The 19,053-nt window shown below is 47.8% G+C and carries 9 protein-coding genes; 6 read left to right on the top strand and 3 right to left on the bottom strand.

What is annotated here, in order from left to right:
• Nucleotides 1–94 precede the first annotated feature (94 nt).
• Genes NBH07_RS08440 through ribF form a run of 3 tightly spaced genes read right to left on the bottom strand, consistent with a single transcriptional unit; the run spans nt 95 to nt 3,350 of the window.
• On the bottom strand, nt 95–1,369 hold the full coding sequence (locus NBH07_RS08440; RefSeq protein WP_005863577.1) for a lipopolysaccharide biosynthesis protein: 1,275 nt from the start codon (nt 1,367–1,369) through the stop codon (nt 95–97).
• A gap of 3 nt (nt 1,370–1,372) precedes the next feature.
• Entirely contained in the window at nt 1,373–2,428 is a 1,056-nt protein-coding gene (locus NBH07_RS08435; protein ID WP_005860216.1) for a M20 family metallo-hydrolase, read from the bottom strand.
• 1 nt (nt 2,429) lies between these two features.
• Entirely contained in the window at nt 2,430–3,350 is a 921-nt protein-coding gene (ribF, locus tag NBH07_RS08430; RefSeq protein WP_008778992.1) for a riboflavin biosynthesis protein RibF, read from the bottom strand.
• Between the two features lie 203 nt (nt 3,351–3,553).
• Between ribF and NBH07_RS08425 the strand changes: the two genes are divergently transcribed.
• From NBH07_RS08425 to NBH07_RS08400, 6 genes are all read left to right on the top strand, one after another.
• A complete protein-coding gene (locus NBH07_RS08425) occupies nt 3,554–7,648 on the top strand; it encodes a hybrid sensor histidine kinase/response regulator transcription factor (RefSeq protein ID WP_009016746.1) in 4,095 nt (1,364 codons plus the stop codon).
• Nucleotides 7,649–7,878: 230 nt separating this feature from the next.
• Nucleotides 7,879–10,737: a TIM-barrel domain-containing protein gene (locus NBH07_RS08420; RefSeq protein ID WP_009016745.1), complete on the top strand. Its 2,859-nt coding sequence runs from the start codon at nt 7,879–7,881 to the stop codon at nt 10,735–10,737.
• Nucleotides 10,738–10,764: 27 nt separating this feature from the next.
• Complete coding sequence (locus NBH07_RS08415) at nt 10,765–13,293, top strand: glycoside hydrolase family 2 TIM barrel-domain containing protein (protein ID WP_009275419.1); 2,529 nt, start codon at nt 10,765–10,767, stop codon at nt 13,291–13,293.
• A gap of 22 nt (nt 13,294–13,315) precedes the next feature.
• Nucleotides 13,316–15,514, top strand: a complete 2,199-nt coding sequence (locus NBH07_RS08410; protein WP_009016743.1) for a glycoside hydrolase family 3 C-terminal domain-containing protein — start codon at nt 13,316–13,318, stop codon at nt 15,512–15,514.
• A 212-nt stretch (nt 15,515–15,726) separates the two neighbouring features.
• Nucleotides 15,727–16,677: a Dyp-type peroxidase gene (locus tag NBH07_RS08405; protein WP_009016742.1), complete on the top strand. Its 951-nt coding sequence runs from the start codon at nt 15,727–15,729 to the stop codon at nt 16,675–16,677.
• Nucleotides 16,678–17,731: 1,054 nt separating this feature from the next.
• A complete protein-coding gene (locus NBH07_RS08400; protein ID WP_009016741.1) occupies nt 17,732–18,637 on the top strand; it encodes a transcriptional regulator in 906 nt (301 codons plus the stop codon).
• The last annotated feature ends 416 nt before the right edge of the window (nt 18,638–19,053 follow it).

Here is a 19,053-nt window from a genome sequence, read left to right as displayed (position 1 = left end):
ACCCGAGACCTGTACCTTGCACGAAATCATTTCAAGCGTAATTGTCCCCTTTTCTGTGAACTTGATAGCGTTATCGATAAAATTCGTGATAGAATTACAAGGATTTTTGTATATGAATTCTGCAAGCTTGGAAGTCTTTTTTGTTCGGAAGGAACTCATTCCAGCGTGTAAGTGTTTGCCGGGAGAAGACCGTCAATGAGAAAACCAGCATAGAGGTAAAGGCGATACTGGTCGTGATAGCGGAACCTACGACCCCGTAAGACGGGATGAGTAAGAAGCCGGAGATTAATAAGGCAATAAGCCCTACGCACGAGCTTGCCGTACTGTACCGGATCTTTCCGCTGCCGATGAAATAATGGCTGATGATGCTGTTGCAGCCTAACGCTACGATTCCGATCGATAATCCGCCTATCACTTTACGTATGCCTTTGAACTCGGCGCTGAAAAGATAATCCGTATATATCCATTCCGGTACCAATAAGATACATCCCATCACGAGGGCTAAAGCGCAAAAGGTCAATTTGAAAAGCTGTAAGGTAATACGTTTTTGTTCCGTTGCCTCTGAGGTCTTGGCCACGCTACTGTATTCGATGAAACTTACGCTGCGACTAATATTCCATACGCTCTCGGAGATCTTGGTCCCAGCGTCTAGCAAGCCTACGCTTCCCAACCCGGCGAAACGTTGTATCAAGAAATAATTGAGTCGGGTAGTACAGGTTTCCGCCAACCCGTCCGCGCCGGCCCACAGGCCGTAGGCAAACATTTCTTTTAATAGACCGTAGAGCGATTTGCCGGAAGACCGGGATGTCTCCTTTAAGAAATAAGGAACAAGCATCGATAGGCTGGCAATAAAGGCTATGCCGTTCGTGACATATAATCCCCAGACATACGACCGTACGTCCGGGCGCTTCAATATATAATAGAAATAGAGTAAGACGAAAAATAGCAGTCCTCCTTGCAATATAAACGTGAGATTAAACCCTTTGATATTGTCTTTACCCAACAAGAAGCGGGCATTGGCGTTTACCGTAGAGCTCAAGATCGCCAACAAGAAGATATCCAGCCGATAGCCGGTGGGTAAAAGCCCAGTAAGATACATGAAGCCGCAAGCTAGGGAAGAGCCGATAGGTGTCCACAGATATGCGGGAAGGAAAATTGTCCGCATGGAGTAACGGTTCATGAAATAGACAATCGTATTCCCGCATAAAATCCCATTGACGATTACCGCTATATTTACCGAGGCCACGATCAACCCGATCATCCCCACGCCCTCGATTCCCAGCACCTTCGCGTTGATGAAGATCAGCGCTAGGTTAAGGAAAGCTATCAGATAACGCGAGCCTATTGTCCCCAGTATCTTTTTTAACATAAGCTATAGTTGTAATCCATTCAGTAACCTTACATAGGTATCGATCGCTTCCCGGATCTCCGGTCCCTTGATGTATTCGTCCGCGGAATGGGAACGTGCCGAGTTTCCCGGCCCTATCTTTACGGAGGGGAAACGCATCAAGGCTTGGTCGCTAAGCGTAGGAGAGCCGAAAGGCTCTTTTCCCATCAAGATCGCCCGTCGCACAAAAGGATGATCCAGATCCGTGCGGGTGGAGCTAAGGCGGAAGCTGCGGGCCTTGATCTCGCAATGAACCTTTTCCTTGATTAGCTCGAATAACTGTTCGTTCGTATAAAATTCGTTGGTGCGGATATCTACCGTGAATTCGCATTTATCGGGAACGACATTGTGTTGCGTACCGGCATGGATGATGGTGACAGTCATTTTCACCGGTCCGAGGAAGTCGCTTTTCTCCGGGAATTGATAGGTGCTGAACCATTCTATATCCTTCATGGCTAGAGTGATGGCATTGATACCCTCATTGCGTGCGGCATGTCCGGCCTTTCCGATAGCGGTACAATCCAGTACCATTAGCCCTTTCTCGGCTACGGCGGGTTGCATACCCGTGGGTTCACCTACGACAGCGAAGGAGATAGGAGGAAGCTCGGCCAATGCGCTTTCAATGCCATTCTTCCCGGATACCTCTTCCTCACAAGACGCAAGGAAGATTAGATTATAAGGTTGTTCTTTCTCGCTTAAGATACAGAAGGCTTCATAGAGGGAGACTACGCTCGCCCCGGCATCGTTACTGCCCAGTCCATATAATTGATCATCCTCGGTCTCTTCGGGAGTGAACGGGTCTTTGGTCCAACCGGAAGCGGGCTTGACGGTGTCTATATGGGAGTTGAGTAAAAGGGTCGGTTTACCGAAATCGAAATCCGGGGCGATGATCCACAGGTTGTTGCCTTTGCGGAACACCTTTTGTCCGGCCTTTTGCCATTCTGCTTGCAGGAAATCCGCTACGGCGGTCTCGTCCCGGCTGAAAGACGGACGGGAGATCATGCCTTTTAATAAATCAATCGCTTCGTAATATCTTTCCATATTATAATAAATTATTTACGGTGCATCTGTCTTTCTCCAGTTGGGCTTTCAATTCTTCTAAGGAATCGAATTTGATGTCTCCGCGTACGTATTGAACGAATGAGACACGAATGCTATCGTTGTAGATATCTCCGGAGAAATCCAGAATGTTGACCTCCATGGATATGTCCTTCCCATTATTGAGTGTCGGACGGTCACCGATATAAAGCATTCCCTTATATCGTTCGCCTTCCACCTCCACCCATACGGCATATACGCCAATACCCGGAATGACTTTAAAAGGCTCATCTACCCGTATATTCGCCGTGGGAAATCCTAGCGTGCGTCCCACTTTATAGCCGCTGACGATATGGCCCAGCAATTGATAGGGATAGGTCAGTAAATAAGCGGCTTCCGCTACATTTCCGGCTTGAAGTAATTTCCGGATCTCGGAAGAGCTGACGGCCGTATTCCCTTCGTCATAGGGAGATGCCTTTAGCACCTCGATACCACATTCGGTGCCATAAACGACATATTGCTCGAAGCCATCCGTCCGATCGTGCCCGAAACGATGGTCATATCCGATCAATAAGGTCTTTACATGCAGGCTCTTCGCTAAAATAGAGGTAATGAATTCCTTGGCCGAGAACCGGGATAGCTCGATCGTAAAATCCAATACGATGCAATAATCTACTCCGGTAGTCTCTAATTGCTGTAACTTTTCCTCGAAAGAATTTAATAGCTTCGGTTGGTAATCCGCGTGCAATACGGCCCGGGGATGTTCCGGGAAGGTGATTACGGCCGATGGCAGGTTACGTGCTTTGGCAATCTCTTTCATCTCGTCGATTAAAAAACGGTGTCCTAGATGCACACCATCGAAAAATCCGATCGTAGCTACCAGTTCCTTTCCTTTCAGTCTGTCAAAATCTCTTACAACAATCATTGCGCCTTATTCGTTTCAATTCCAATCGAAAGACAAATGTACGGGATAATTTTTAATAATCATGTTCTTATATATGGATACTTTACGTGTATGTTTACTGCAACCCGCATTGCAGCAGAATTAGATACCGGTTGGTTTGGTTCGTTCTCGGGAAATATCTATATTTGCTAAGTATGAAAACGAAAACTCTACTCTGTATCATAATGATCCTGTCTTGGGGAATATTGGGGTCCGGACTTGCGGCGGAAGATATTCTTTTCAACCGTCTGGGAGTACAGGACGGTCTGTCTTCCAATGAGATCACTTGTATCCTGAAAGACCGGAAGGGGTTTATGTGGTTGGGTACCACTTCTGGGGTGAACCGTTTTGATGGGTATGAGTTTAAGCATTATAAATACAAGGAAAGCGGGTTGCCTTTTAGGGAGGAGCATGTCTCCGAGCTTCAAGAAACCGCCGATGGGCGTATTTGGATTACCTATAATACGAACCAACTTTGCGTATATGAGCCCGGTAATGACCGTTTTATTCCGGAGAAGGAAATATTAGATAGCTTACGTCTAGAGAATCCTCCCGCTAAGATATTTGTCGACAATGATAAACAACTCTATTTCGCTACCTATACGAATGAATTTTGCCGTTATGATCAAGCGAGGGGAAAAATTTATTCGTATCCGCTAAATAAAGAGGATGGCCGGGTTTGTGATATGAGTGACGTGGGCGATCGTCTATATGTAGTCCATACCTCGGGAGTGGTAGAGGGGATCGATAAGGCATCCGGAGAACCTGTCTATCGGGATGAGTATCTGACTCAATATGCGAATGCCCAGTTATTCTATGTGTTCGCCGATAGTGACGGGGATCTGTGGTTTTTCTTAAATCCCGGATATAGTAGAGGTCTCTTTCGCCTAAATCCCAAAAGCAAGGAGTGGAAACATTATACGACCGAAACCCCGGTCGCTTTATCCTCTATAATGGTGCGTGACGTGGCGGAGGATATGAACGGTAATATCTGGATCGCTACCGATCATGGCGGTATCAATATCTTGGATAAACGTCTGGACCGGATGCGTTATATACGAAATAACCCGTTTAACCAAACGAGTTTGAGCCAGAATAGCGTGATCTGCTTGTATCGGGATGATACGGGGATTATGTGGGCCGGCACTTATAAAAACGGCATCAACTATTATCATGAGAGCATTTTTAAATTCCAGACTATCCGGTACCCTTTGGAGTTGATGCGGGATATCTTTAACAATGACTTTAATTGTATCGTAGAAGATAAAGAAGGGGATCTGTGGATCGGTACTAGCGGAAACGGCCTATTACGTTACGATCGGGAAACCGGGGAGTATGTCCGCTACCGGGCGGGGCGGGAAAGCGAGAACGCTATCTCCGGCGATGTCGTGATTAGTATGGCGAAAGATTTGGATGGCAAGTTATGGCTGGGTACTTATATGGAGGGGTTGACCGGTTTTGACGGGAAACGTTTCAAGCATTATCGGGATATCCCGGGCAGTAAGGACGGCTTATCCAATAATAGCGTGTATAGTTTGTATGTCGATGCCAAGAATCGTTTGTGGATCGGTACGTTGGAAGGCGGCCTGGATTGCTTGGATCAATCTACCGGGAAATGGACGTATTATCGCATGGGGGATAAGGAGAATGCGATTAACTCGGATATCGTATATAGCCTTTCCGGGGATGAGAAGGGGAATATTGTCGTTGGAACTTCTTTAGGAGTGAACTGGATCAACCCGGAGACGGGGGCTGTTACTTCTTTTAACGGCACGAAGGATGGACGTTCCGTGTTTGAGGATCAAATCATCAATGTCGTATTTTGTGATAGCCGCCAATGGGTATGGATCGGGAGTAATCATGGGCTACATATATATGATAGGTTGAATGATAAGATGTATCGGTTGAACCATTCTTCCGGATTACCGGATAACAGCATCATGTCTATCTTGGAGGATAAATATCATACGGTTTGGGTGGGAACGAAGAACGGCTTATTGAATATCGTTCCGAATCGGGATACGGATAATAATTATACGTTCGATTGGAATAGCTATGATGAGAATGAGGGCGTTCAAGGACGTGTGTTTAACGTGAATAGCGCTTGCGGACTGGAAACGGGTGAGTTGGCGTTTGGCGGGACAAACGGTCTTACCTTCGTTGATCCTGCCCGGATACGTTATAATAGCTATGCTCCACCGGCGGTGATAACCGGACTTATGGTGAATAATGTCCCGATAACGGCGAGAGAGGCGTATGACGGGCATGTGATTTTGGATAAAGATATCACCTGTACCAAGCAATTGAAACTGAATTATACGGAACGTAATTTCTCCTTTACCATCTCTTCTTGTTGCTATTTCCTTCCTTTGAAGAATAAATATGCTTTTAAGATGGAGGGCTTCGACTCGGAATGGACTACCGTAAGCGCCTTGGAACGTCGTATTACCTATACGAACTTGAACCCGGGAACTTACACTTTCAAGGTAAAGGCGATGAATAACGACCGGATTTGGAGCAAGGAGATCACGAGCTTGCAGATCACGAGCTTGCAGATCACGATCTTGCCTCCGTTCTGGGCTACCGGATGGGCAATAGCGTTGTATATCATAGCTGGTATATTATTGGCGTATGGCGTGATACGTTTTATTTTCCGTATCCAGCAAAAGAAGTTGGAGGAGGAGCAAGAACGGGCTACTGTGCGTCAGCAGCATGAGGTGGACGAGATGAAGCTTCGTTTCTTTACGAACGTAAGCCATGAGTTCCGTACGCCGCTAACATTGATCATGACTCCTTTGGAGAAGTTGATGAAAACGGAGAAAGACATGGAATCCCAGCAAATATTGAAGTTGATCTACCGGAACGCCGACCGGTTGCTTAAATTGGTGAACCAGTTATTGGATTTCCGCAAGATCGATATGCAAGGGGATAGCTTGGTCTTGTCTACCGGCGATATTGTCCCGTTCGTGCGTGACGTGGCTTATTCCTTCAAGGAGCTTTCGGAGCAAAAGCGGATTCATTTCTCTTTCTCCTCGGTCTTCACGTCTCTCCCGATGAAGTTTGACACGGATAAGGTCTTCAAGATCGTCTCTAATCTACTGAGTAACGCTTTTAAGTTTACGCCGGAGGGAGGTACTATCTCGGTGACGCTTAGCTTGCGGTTGGAGAAGGAGGGAGAGAACAAACTGGTTATCGAGGTGTCGGATAGCGGTATCGGTATTCCTGCGGATAAACAAGGAGCTATCTTCGATCGCTTTTATCAGGTGTCTTCCCCGGATAAGGGAAATCCCGTGGTAGGTACGGGTATCGGCTTGCACCTATGCCGGGAATTCGTGCGGATGCATCATGGGACGATAACCGTGAAAAGCGAGCCGGGAGCGGGTAGTACGTTTACGGTTACGCTGCCGGTGATCCCCTTGGACAACCAAGATATTATCTCGGCTCCGGAAGGAATTGCCGAAGGGGATATCTTGCCTCCGGTTGAGGAGCTTCCGGAGATCGCTGATAAGGATGCGTCTCCGGCGGAAAGACCTACGTTGCTGGTCGTAGACGATAACACGGATTTCCGGGAATTTATGAAGTTAAGCTTGAGTGGCGTTTATTCGGTACTCACGGCGGCGGATGGAGAAGATGCGTGGAAACTCATTCCGGAGGAGCTGCCGGATATGGTGATCAGCGACGTGATGATGCCTATCACCGACGGTATCACTTTATGCCGCCGGATCAAGGGAGACATCCGGACTTCCCACATCCCGGTGATCCTACTGACGGCAAAGTCCGCTAAAGATAGCCAACTGGTCGGTCTGGAAGCTGGTGCGGATGATTATATCAGCAAGCCATTCAATATGGAGATGCTTCTCTTGAAGGTGCGGCATTTGATCGAGATGAAGAAGAAGATGCAAAAGGCCTTTATGCAGTCCTCTACCATGGGCATCGCCTTGACGGAGGTACAAGCTAGCTCCATGGATGAGGAGTTGATGCGTAAGGCCATCGCCTATATCGAAGAGCAGATCGCCAATCCGGAGTTGTCTGTAGAACGGTTGAGCCGGGAGATGGGCATGAGTCGTGTGAACTTCTACAAGAAATGCCTTTCCATCACGGGTAAGACTCCGGTGGAGTTGATCCGTACGGTGCGCTTGAAGCGTGCGGCGCAGTTATTGGAGAAGAGCCAGATGCGGGTCAACGAGGTCGCGCTGGAGTGCGGTTTCAATGATGTGAAGCTATTCCGGAAGTATTTTAAGGATGAGTTCGGAAGGCTTCCCTCTGACTATCATAAATAAACTTTTTCTAAATAAATGCCACGTAATTAGGGGATATAACAAAATATCCCCTTAAAATAAACATTCTTCCCCTACCTTTTTACGGTTCTCCCCGTAACCCAAAACATTTATGGCTTCCTGTCCGCCGCGAACCCTTTAATTTTGCCAACGAATGAAGAACCATTTTTCTTGTATGGAAAAACCTGTTCGGACTCATTGCTGATCGGAAATAATTAAAGAATCTATAGAATATGAAACAACACATCGCGGTATTCACGTTAGGGCTTTCCCTGCTGACTTCCTGCATGACTGATTCCGCTTACCGGAAGGTCGAGAATGGCTTGGTCGCCGATATCCGTTCCGGACAGGCGAAGGCTGTTAAATTGGAAGTAATCTCTGATGATATTATCCGGGTAATCGCCTCTCCGGATGGTAAGTTTTCCAACCAAGTGAACTTGATCAAGGACACGAAATCGTTACCCGCCCCATCGTTTCAGATAACGACCTCGGGGGATACGATCATCGTAAGTACGCAAACCACACAGGCCCGTCTTTCACGGGAGACCGGAGAGGTTCGCTTTACCGACGCCAACGGACACACGATCCTTCGTGAGAAGACAAACGGAGGCAAGGAATTTACGCCGATCGAGGTGGAAGGAACCAAAGGCTATACCTTACGTCAGGTATTTGAGAGCGAGGACGAGGAAGGGCTTTACGGCCTAGGACAGCATCAGAGCGATGAGTTCAACTACAAAGGCAAGAACGAAGAGCTTTTCCAATATAACACGAAGGTGAGCGTGCCGTTTATCGTTTCCTCAAAAGGGTATGGTGTACTTTGGCATAACTATTCCTTGAGCCGTTTCGGCGACAAGCGTCCATACGCCGATTTGGGCGATGTCTTTGGGCTATACGGAAAAGACGGGAGGGCAGGGGCGTTGACCGCTACCTACTATACGGATAAGGCGAAGATTTCCGTTTTAATCCAGCGGGATGAAGATAAGGTAGATTATGAGAATCTGAAAACCATCAAGAACCTGCCGGCAGACTTCCCGAAGCCGAGCGCTTCCGCTACTTGGGAGGGCGAGATCGAGGCGAAAGAGACGGGTACTTATCATTTCAAACTACATTACGCCGGTTATACCAAGGTATTTGTGAATAACGAGGAGATCATCCCGGAACGTTGGCGTGCGGCATGGAACCCGAATGATTACAAGGCTACGGCCGATCTGGAAAAGGGCAAACGTTATCCGATCCGTATCGAATGGTTGCCGGATGGCGATGTCTCTTATATCGGCTTGAAGGTATTATCTCCGCTACCGGAGGAGGAGCGGGAGCGGTTGGCTTTCTGGTCGGAAATGGGGGATGATATCGATTACTACTTCATCAACGGAGAGTCTTCCATGGATAAGGTGATCAGCGGTTACCGCACGGTTACGGGCAAGAGCCAGATCATGCCGAAATGGGCGATGGGATTCTGGTTGAGCCGTGAGCGTTATAAGACGCAAGAGGAGCTATTGACCGCCTTGAACGAATACCGCCGGCGGCAGGTTCCCTTGGATGTGATCGTACAGGACTGGAGCTACTGGCCGGTAGACGCATGGGGTAGCCACGAGTTTGATAAGGAACGCTTCCCGGACCCGAAAGGCATGATTCAGGAAATCCACGATAAGGATGCCCGTATCATGATCTCCGTATGGCCGAAGTTCTATTATACGACAGAGCATTATAAAGAGTTGGATGCGCTGGGTGCTATGTATCAGCAGGCGATTAAGGATAGTATCCGCGACTGGATTTATCCGGGTTATATCGGTTCTTTCTATGACGCGTACAACCCGGAAGCCCGCAAGCTTTTCTGGGAACAGATGAACGAGCATCTGTATTCCTTGGGCATCGACGCTTGGTGGATGGACGCTTCCGAGCCGAACGTACAGGATAATACGGATATCGAGTATCGCAAGGCGCTTTGCGGACCGACTTATCTGGGCCCGTCCACGAAATACTTCAACGCGTATGCCTTGGAGAACGCCGAGGCGATCTACGACGGACAACGTAGCGTAAACCCGGATGACCGTGTATTCTTGTTGACCCGTTCCGGTTTCGCCGGCCAGCAACGTTACTCTACCGCTACATGGAGTGGCGATATCGGTACTCGCTGGGAGGATATGAAAGCGCAGATCAGCGCCGGCTTGAACTTCGCCATGTCCGGTATCCCTTACTGGACGATGGATATCGGTGGCTTCAGCGTGGAGAACCGTTATATGGCCGCAAAGGAAGGTAGCGAGGATTTGAGGGAATGGAGGGAGTTGAACAACCGTTGGTATCAGTTCGGGGCTTTCTGTCCGTTGTTCCGTAGCCACGGGCAATATCCTTGCCGCGAGATCTATAATATCGCTCCGGAAGGATCGCCTACGTACCAATCGATGAAGTATTATACCGAGTTGCGCTATCAATTGATGCCGTATATCTATAGCTTGGCCTCCAAGACGCATTTTGAGGATTATACGATCATGCGTGCCTTGGTGATGGATTATTCGGACGATGAGAAGACTTACGATATAGACGACCAGTTTATGTTTGGCCCGGCCTTCATGGCATGCCCGGTGTATGAGTATAAGGCTCGCGACCGTGAGGTGTACTTCCCGGCCGGCATTTGGTACGATTTTTACAACGGCAAGCCTGTGCAAGGCGGAACGACAATGGACGTGGATGCTCCTTACGAGCGTATGCCTTTGTTCGTGAGAGCCGGTTCTATCGTACCGACCGGAAAGGTAATCCAGTCTACGAAAGAGGAGCAGAAAGACTTAACCGTCTCTGTTTACGCCGGTGCCGACGGCTCCTTCACCTTATATGAGGATAATGGCGTGACCTACGATTACGAGAAAGGAAATTACGCTACCATCCCGTTTGTTTATGATGATGCGAGGCGAACGCTCACGATCGGCGCGCGGGAGGGCGATTATCCGGGCATGATCCGCGAGCGTCAGATCACGGTACGTCTCATCACGCCGGAGAACCCCGCTGGCAAGGACGTGACAATATCTTACCAAGGTAAACCTCTAGTTGTAGAGACAGGGCACGCCCCGTCTCTACAACTGGGTAATATCAATTAAACTATATAATCACTAATGATATCACTGATGAATCGGCCATTCGCGTGGCTTCTGGGCCTATTGCTCACCGCCTGTTCCCCCACCGGGGAGCAGGTGCGTGAACGTAGCTCATGGAATGACGATTGGAAATTTGCCTTGTCGGATAGCGTTCAGGATTATTCATCCCCGGACAGCGATGATTCCACTTGGCGTATCTTATCTTTACCGCATGATTGGAGTATCGAGGGGGATTTCTCCCTCGATAACCCGTCTACCCCGGGCGGCGGCGCGCTACCGGGCGGGATTGGCTGGTATCGAAAGACATTTACCCTTCCGGAGACGGATCGGGGTAAGGTTGTTTATGTTGATTTCGACGGGGTTTACCGGAATAGCGAGGTTTGGATCAATGGTCATTCGCTGGGATTCCGCCCGAATGGTTATGTATCGTTTCGTTATGACTTGACGCCTTATTTGAGGTATGGAAGCCAACCGAACGTAATTGTAGTGAAGGCGGATAATAGCGAGCAGCCGAACTCCCGCTGGTATTCCGGCTCCGGTATCTACCGTAACGTATGGCTGGTGAAGGTGAATCCGGTACATGTGGACAACTGGGGCACTTTCGTGCATGATATGAAGATCTCACCGGAGGAGGCTACCTTCTCCTTGGAGGCGAGAATAAGGAATAGCTCGGAGGCGGATAGGGAGGCCGAAGTCTCTACCTCTATTTACGATGACCGTAACAGAGTTGTTACGGCACCCGTAACAACTCTGTTACGGGTACCGTATACGCCCTGTTACGACACCCGTATGCGGGAGGCATCTGTCGATCATCAGTTCTCGATCTCAAATCCCAAGCTTTGGAGCCCCGATTCTCCCTCGCTCTACACGGCCGTCACGGAAGTGAAAGTGGCTGGTAAGGTGGTAGATCGTTACGAGACGGTATTCGGATTGCGTACGTTCCGTTGGGATTCCGCTACCGGCTTTTATTTGAATGATAAGCCTTTGAAGATAAAAGGGGTTTGCCTGCATCATGATTTAGGCTGTCTGGGTGCCGCCGTGAATACACGGGCTATCGAGCGCCAGCTACAGATCATGAAGGAGATGGGTGTGAACGCGATCCGTACCAGCCATAACGCCCCGGCACCCGAGTTGCTGGATCTTTGCGATCGTATGGGCCTTCTGGTACAGGATGAGTCTTTCGATATGTGGGAACGCCGTAAGTCCCCATACGATTACGCCCGGTATTTCGCGGAGTGGCATGAGCGGGATTTGACGGACGAGATCTTGCGTGACCGGAATCACGCCTCTGTTTTCATGTGGAGTATAGGCAATGAGGTACTTGAGCAATGGAGTCATGCCGACGCTACCGAGCTGGATCTGCAAGCGGCGAACCTGATCTTGAATGCGGGCCATGCCATTGATCCCGCTTTGCTGAAGGATACGACCCTTAGTCGTCAATCCTTGATCACCCGTCATCTGGCGGCTATCGTGAAACGGCTGGATACTTCCCGGGTCGTTACCGCCGGCTGTAACGAGGTAAACCCTGCGAATCATCTGTTCCGCTCGGATGCCTTGGACGTGCTGGGCTTCAACTACCATGAGCAATATCTTGAACCGTTTCTCCGGAATTTCCCCGGAAGGAAACTGATCGTGAGCGAATCTACCTCGGCCTTGATGACCCGTGGCTATTATGAGATGCCGTCCGATCATATTTATATCCGTCCGGAATCGTGGGACAAGCCTTTCGAGGCTCCCGAGCATGTTTGCTCCTCTTATGATAATTGCCATGTACCTTGGGGCTCTACGCACGAGAAGACTTGGCATCTGGTGAAGACGCTTCCGCATGTATCCGGCCTGTTCGTCTGGACGGGTTTCGATTACTTGGGAGAGCCTACCCCCTATTGGTGGCCCAGCCGGAGCAGCTTCTTCGGTATCGTGGATCTGGCGGGTTTCCCGAAGGATGTATATTATATGTATAAAAGCGAGTGGACGGATGAACCCGTATTGCACATTTTCCCGCATTGGAACTGGAAGGAAGGCGAACGGGTGGATATCTGGGCCTATTATAACAATGCCGATGAGGTGGAACTATACCTAAACGGAAAGAGCCTAGGCGTACGACAAAAAACGGACAGTACCTATCATGTCTCTTGGCGTGTGCCTTTTACGCCCGGAACCTTGAGAGCCGTCTCCCGCTTAGGGGGTAAGGAGGTCTTGGTGAAAGAGATCCATACGGCAGGAGAGCCGGCCCGTTTGGTCTTGACCCCGGATCGTAGCGTCATCCAAGCGGATGGCTCGGACCTATCGTTTGTAACCGTAGATGTATGCGATATCGATGGTAACCGGGTTCCCGACGCTACCCCGTTGATCCGTTTCTCCGTGGAGGGCCCGGGTGAGATCGCCGGAACGGATAACGGAGATCCGAACGATCCGAACAGCCTCCGTAAACCGAAACGGCAAGCCTACTACGGAAAAGCCTTGGTCGTGATCCGGAACAAGGGCGGACAAGGCGACATCCACTTAAAAGCCATAGCCGAGGGCTTACCCGAGGCGACGGTAACGATTCAAGCGCAATAATAAACCTATAAATAAAGAGGAAATGAAAAAGATAATAGGCGTGATCGCTTGCGGGCTATTCTTGAACGCGGCTGCCGCGAGCTCGCAGGTCACGGATAAAGAGAAGGTACAAATGGAGAAACGTATCGAGAAACTGATTAAGAAGATGACCTTGGAGGAAAAGGTCGGGTTGTTGCATGGTAACTCAAAATTCTATGTTGCCGGAGTAGAGCGTCTGGGGATTCCCGAGTGGAGCTTGAGCGACGGGCCTCACGGGGTACGTGCGGAGATCAATCGCCACGATTGGGCGTATGCGGGTTGGACAAATGATTCCGCCTCTTATTTCCCGACCGGCACGGCTTTCGCCGCCGCTTGGAACCCGGAGTTGGCTTATCGCCGGGGCGAGGTGCTGGGCGAGGAGGCTCGCTGGCGTAAGAAGGATGTGTTGCTGGGCCCGGGCGTGAATATCATTCGCTCCCCGCTTTGTGGCCGTAACTTCGAGTATATGAGCGAGGACCCTTATATGAACTCCGTATTGGCGGTCGCTTATATCAAAGGCTTGCAGAGCCGTGACGTGGCTTGTAGCGTAAAGCATTTCGCCGTGAATAACCAAGAGACAAACCGTACGACGGTCGATGTGGAATGTAGCGAGCGTGCCTTGCGTGAGATTTATTTACCCGCTTTCAAGGCGGCCGTACAGGAGGGAGGCGCCTTGACGGTAATGGCCGCTTATAATAAATTCCGTGGGGAGTTCTGCGCGGAGAATAACTACTTGGTTCGCAAGATCCTTCGGAATGAATGGGGATTCGATGGCGTATATGTAACTGATTGGGGAGCCGCTCATAGCACGGTTCCTTCTATGGAGGCCGGCTTGGATCTGGAGATGGGCACGCTGATTGATAAATATGAGGATTGGTATTATGCCAACCCCTTGATCGAGGCTGTTAAGTCCGGTAAGGTTCCTATGAGCTTGGTGGACGAGAAGGTGGGCGATGTCTTACGTGTGATGATCAAGACGAATGTCTTGGACCCGAAAAAGCGTTTCGGCCCGGGCTCCATGAATACGAAAGAGCATCAGCAAGCCACTTACGACGCGGCTGCCGAAGCCATTGTCTTATTGAAGAACCAGAATAATCTTCTCCCGTTGGATTTCTCCTCGATCAAGAGTCTGGCGGTAATTGGCGATAACGCTACCCGCAAACATTCCAATGGTGGCTTGAGTTCCGAGATCAAGGCGGTTTACGAGGTAACTCCATTAGGGGCGCTTCGTGCGAAATGGGGCGATAAGGTGGATATCCGTTTTGCCCAAGGCTATGAGAAGTTATCTACTTTCGTGGAGGGAAGCAATAATGGGCAAAGCTCTGGTACTTTCTCTTCCAAGACACAGGAAAGCGACGCGTTATTGAAAGAGGCGGTAGAGGTTGCCCGCACGAGTGACGTGGCCCTTTTGGTTTGTGGTTTGAACCATGATTATGATACCGAGTCGTTCGACCGTCTGAATATGGATATCCCATACGGGCAGGTTGAGTTGATTCAAGAGGTGGTAAAGGCGAATCCTCGTACGATCGTGGTCATGATCGCCGGATCGCCGTTGAATATGGCCGCCGTGGATATTTGTTCCCCGGCTATCGTTTGGGCTTGGTTCAACGGTATGGAAGGAGGAAATGCCTTGGTAGACGTATTATCCGGCAAGGTGAATCCGAGCGGAAAGATGCCGTTCACCACTCCCGTGAGCTTGGATCAATCTCCGGCGCATGCGTTGGGCAACTTCCCCGGCAGGGATCTGAAAGTGAATTATGAGGAAGATATCTTGGTAGGTTACCGCTGGTTCGATACGAAGGGGCTTCCGGTCGTTTATCCGTTCGGTTACGGCTTATCCTATACGACATTCAACTATTCCAATCTGAATACGGATAAAAAGACGTATGATCAAGCGGACACGATCCAAGCGACTTTCACCCTAACCAATACTGGAGACCGTGAAGGAGCTGAGGTGGCCCAATTGTATGTAAGCGATCCGGTTTGCTCCGTGATGCGTCCGGTCAAGGAGTTAAAAGGCTTCAAGAAGGTATTCCTTAAACCCGGTGAGAGTCGGCGAATCACGTTGGACATCCCCGTATCCTCTTTAGCTTTCTATAGTGAGGCACAAAGCCAATTCGTCGTAGAACCCGGCGAGTTCATCCTCCAACTAGGAGCCTCCACCTCAGATATCAAGCAGAAGATCAGCATCGACGTGAAATAACTACCCAGTTGTAGAGACGGGGCGTGCCCCGTCTTCCACAGACTGATAGTATTCTTTAGTTACTATTTTGAAGGGATGAGACGGGGCACGCCCCGTCTCTACAAATAGATATTGAAAAATAACCGCTAGGACATTTTTCGTTACATTTCCTTGAACAAGAGCGCATCTATAGAGTTATATCCATATAATAACAATATAATTAAAGATGTGCTATGAACTCTCTACAAAATCCATTGAACGCTAACTATCCGCAAGATGTTACCCAAAAACCGGGTGAGAATGCGGTTTTCATTGTCTATGCTCTAAAAGATCTCCCCGACACGATTGATAAGGTAAAGGACGTGTGCGCTAATTTCTCCGCTTTGATACGTAGTATGCGCAATCGCTATCCTGATATGCAATTCAGTTGTACGATAGGATTCGGGGCGGATGCTTGGATACGTTTCTTTCCGGAGCAAGGAAACCCCAAGGAATTGCAACCGTTTGAAGAGATCAAAGGAGTTAAGCTTACGGCTGTTTCTACCCCCGGGGATTTACTATTCCACATCCGCTGTAAGCAGATGGGACTGTGCTTTGAGTTCGCCTCCATTATAGACCAGAAACTGCGAGGTGTCGTGGAATCGATCGATGAGACCCACGGTTTTCGGTATAGAGACGGTAAGGCGATTATCGGTTTCGTGGACGGTACGGAGAACCCTGCCGTGGATGAAGACCCCTATCGTTTCGCGGTAATAGGCGATGAGGACCCCGAGTTTATGGGCGGAAGTTATGTGTTTGTGCAAAAATACATTCATGATATGGTGGCATGGAATGCGCTTCCAGTGGAAGAGCAAGAGAAAGTCATCGGTCGCCGTAAATTCAACGATGTCGAGCTATCAGATGAGGAAAAACCGAAGAACGCCCATAACGCCGTGACGAACATCGGAGACGATCTGAAAATAGTCCGTGCTAACATGCCATTCGCCCATACCTCCAAAGGTGAATACGGTACCTATTTTATCGCCTATGCCAGCACGTTCAGCACCACCCGACGAATGCTGGAGAATATGTTCGTCGGTGATCCCGTAGGCAATACGGATCGTCTGCTGGACTTCAGCACGCCGATAACGGGAACTCTTTTCTTCGTTCCGTCGTATGAGTTGCTTGATAAGTTAGGGGAATAATTATTTATCCATCCTTAACTGTCTAGTTAACAGACTTCCGCAGTGCCAATCATTTCCCATATCGTGGCACGGCAGTGCCATTGGCGTGGCATAGCTGTGCCTTCCTTATGGCAATGGTGTGCCACTAGGATGGCACAGTCGTGCCATTATGATGTGCTTATCTTTTAATGAAAGGCTTGTTGACTGATAAGGTTGGAGTTACGGATAACAGAAGTAAACCGCCTATTATCAATACTTCAAATATCCATAGCGGTTATATAGTGTTGGGAGTGTAGACGCATGTTGTATGTCGTTTGCGGATTTCACCCCGGATTTATGAAGTTAACTTACTTTGCCGTTGAAGCTAACTTACTTTGAAATGTTAGTTAACTGGTAACTTTCTACCTAAAAAAGCCATTTGGCAATGTACCTAATCTTTTTTGCGCTATAAAAGTATTTTGTAAGGTCATTCCGTAGACTTTAGGGTAGTAGTCTTCGTACTGTTTGATGGATCGCCATCTTGATTTTTTCCTTAATAATCAATTATAATTAAAGAATATATCATATATTTGCCTAGCTAGTAATTAAGACAGAAAAGCAAAAGGTAAAAGCGTAGGTTTTTATCTACTTATTCTTTCTTTGTTGGTAGTAAAACAATGATAAAATAGAAAACGTATGGATTATCATAGACTAAAATATTTTTAATACGTATATTTGCGACAATAAAAGGCTTTTAAGTTAGAAGCCTTGTGTTGCGTGCGATATTTGTGCGAGTTGACAAAAATCGGCCAAATTTTTCGAGACACTCAATGCACAGAGAAAGCCCCGCAACCCTTTATTAGATATACGTGTTATCTATGCTACTGTATAGTATAGATAGATTATTGTATACAGATAAGGGGGGGCGTGCGGCTGACTTTATTGAGTGTTGAGGCTTGGCCGAGCCTTTGTCAACAATATTTTCAGCCAATCGCCCTTTCTTTATTTTATAATGAAAGGCCAGCTCTTCAATATAACGCCAAATAACGCCCTTTTTAAAGATAAATAGTATAAGTTTTACTTTAATCAAATAGTTATGCCTGAGTTTATTACTATTGAAGAAGCCGCTCGTATCACCGGCTTTCCATCTCAAGAAATCCAGCAATGGGCGATATCTAAAAAAATAACATCTTACGTCGTGAAGCAAGGTGTTCGCCTAGTCGATCTGACCAATTTACGTGAATTTATTTCCCATATCGAGCGTATGGGAATACAAAAGCTATACCTGCAACTTATCCTCCAAGACAAGGAAGAAGAGATAAACGAGATCATCTCCCAATTCGATGATTACCTTTTCTGCCTGCGATCCCTTAAAAACATCTCTCCCCTACTTAAACTCATTATCGCCGAACTATCAACATTCATACACGACAAGAAAGACCGACTTATCTTTACGGAAATAACTTCCGGAGCCAAGATAGAAGACGTAGCTAAACGTTGTGGTATATCCTACGACGGAATCTGTCGCCGATATAAGGTCATATCGCTCCGCTTGCAAGAAAACATGGGCTTCCTGACCGAATACAAGAAAACAATCACGAACCAAGACCTTGAGATAGAACGTCTGTGGATAGAGAACAGGAACATGGAATACGAATTGAGAAGATTATATAAAAAGGCGCTCCAAAACGGTCTATGTATCGAATCTCCCCGATCACTTACCCCCGTTCCCTTAAATGCCGCGAAACGGATATGCCAACCCATTACCCGTCTCACCTTAGCGCCCTATATCCGTAAATGCCTTACAACCTTGAAAATAGAAACCATAGAAGATATTCTACGTTACGCCCTCAAAAACGGACTCGACTCTTTATTAGACCTTCCCGGCTTTGGCGCTCTTGGTTTGGCCCAACTGAAATTCCAACTCGAAAAGCATAAGATAATCGATAAAACCGGACATTCCGACCTTTATCAATATATCATTTGCGAAGCGGATAATTAGTGAGGACATTCTTTGTCCTCAAGTAGAATTTAACTAGATTTCAAGGATACTCATACTGTATTTACATTTTTTTGTATATTTGCGATATGTAATGATGCTTGTTTATATTTGAATCTTCACTTGTAACCTTGTTCTAGGTTCTGATGAAACTACGTCTTTTATCTAATGTAAGTCCCTAAATAACAATCATCTATATCTATTTTTATTTAGATCTATACTGCTATTGGTTATTCTACCATTTAGTTACTCACTGATTTTCTATCTCTTATCACCTTTATCCTCTATTCAAATCAACGTAGTTTCATCAGAACTAAAGTATATGAACTGCGAATAAGCAGAATGGAGATAAGTTGGTATGGCGGGGATATATAATATATATGTGATATGAAAATGGATGGAAATTTGCTTATAGATCT

The organism is Parabacteroides sp. B2-S-102, assembly GCF_023656665.1.
Lineage (GTDB): Bacteria > Bacteroidota > Bacteroidia > Bacteroidales > Tannerellaceae > Parabacteroides > Parabacteroides distasonis.
Note: the sequence above shows the minus strand (reverse complement) of the source record. Positions and strands in the feature narration are given on the sequence as shown.

What these genes read in the sequence shown, in the direction of transcription:
- NBH07_RS08440 (WP_005863577.1), bottom strand. Translation starts at nt 1,369, where the DNA reads ATGTTAAAAAAGATACTGGGGACAATAGGCTCGCGTTATCTGATAGCT.
- ribF (WP_008778992.1), bottom strand. Translation starts at nt 3,350, where the DNA reads ATGATTGTTGTAAGAGATTTTGACAGACTGAAAGGAAAGGAACTGGTA.
- NBH07_RS08410 (WP_009016743.1), top strand. Translation starts at nt 13,316, where the DNA reads ATGAAAAAGATAATAGGCGTGATCGCTTGCGGGCTATTCTTGAACGCG.
- NBH07_RS08415 (WP_009275419.1), top strand. Translation starts at nt 10,765, where the DNA reads ATGAATCGGCCATTCGCGTGGCTTCTGGGCCTATTGCTCACCGCCTGT.
- NBH07_RS08420 (WP_009016745.1), top strand. Translation starts at nt 7,879, where the DNA reads ATGAAACAACACATCGCGGTATTCACGTTAGGGCTTTCCCTGCTGACT.
- NBH07_RS08425 (WP_009016746.1), top strand. Translation starts at nt 3,554, where the DNA reads ATGATCCTGTCTTGGGGAATATTGGGGTCCGGACTTGCGGCGGAAGAT.
- NBH07_RS08400 (WP_009016741.1), top strand. Translation starts at nt 17,732, where the DNA reads ATGCCTGAGTTTATTACTATTGAAGAAGCCGCTCGTATCACCGGCTTT.
- NBH07_RS08405 (WP_009016742.1), top strand. Translation starts at nt 15,727, where the DNA reads ATGAACTCTCTACAAAATCCATTGAACGCTAACTATCCGCAAGATGTT.
- NBH07_RS08435 (WP_005860216.1), bottom strand. Translation starts at nt 2,428, where the DNA reads ATGGAAAGATATTACGAAGCGATTGATTTATTAAAAGGCATGATCTCC.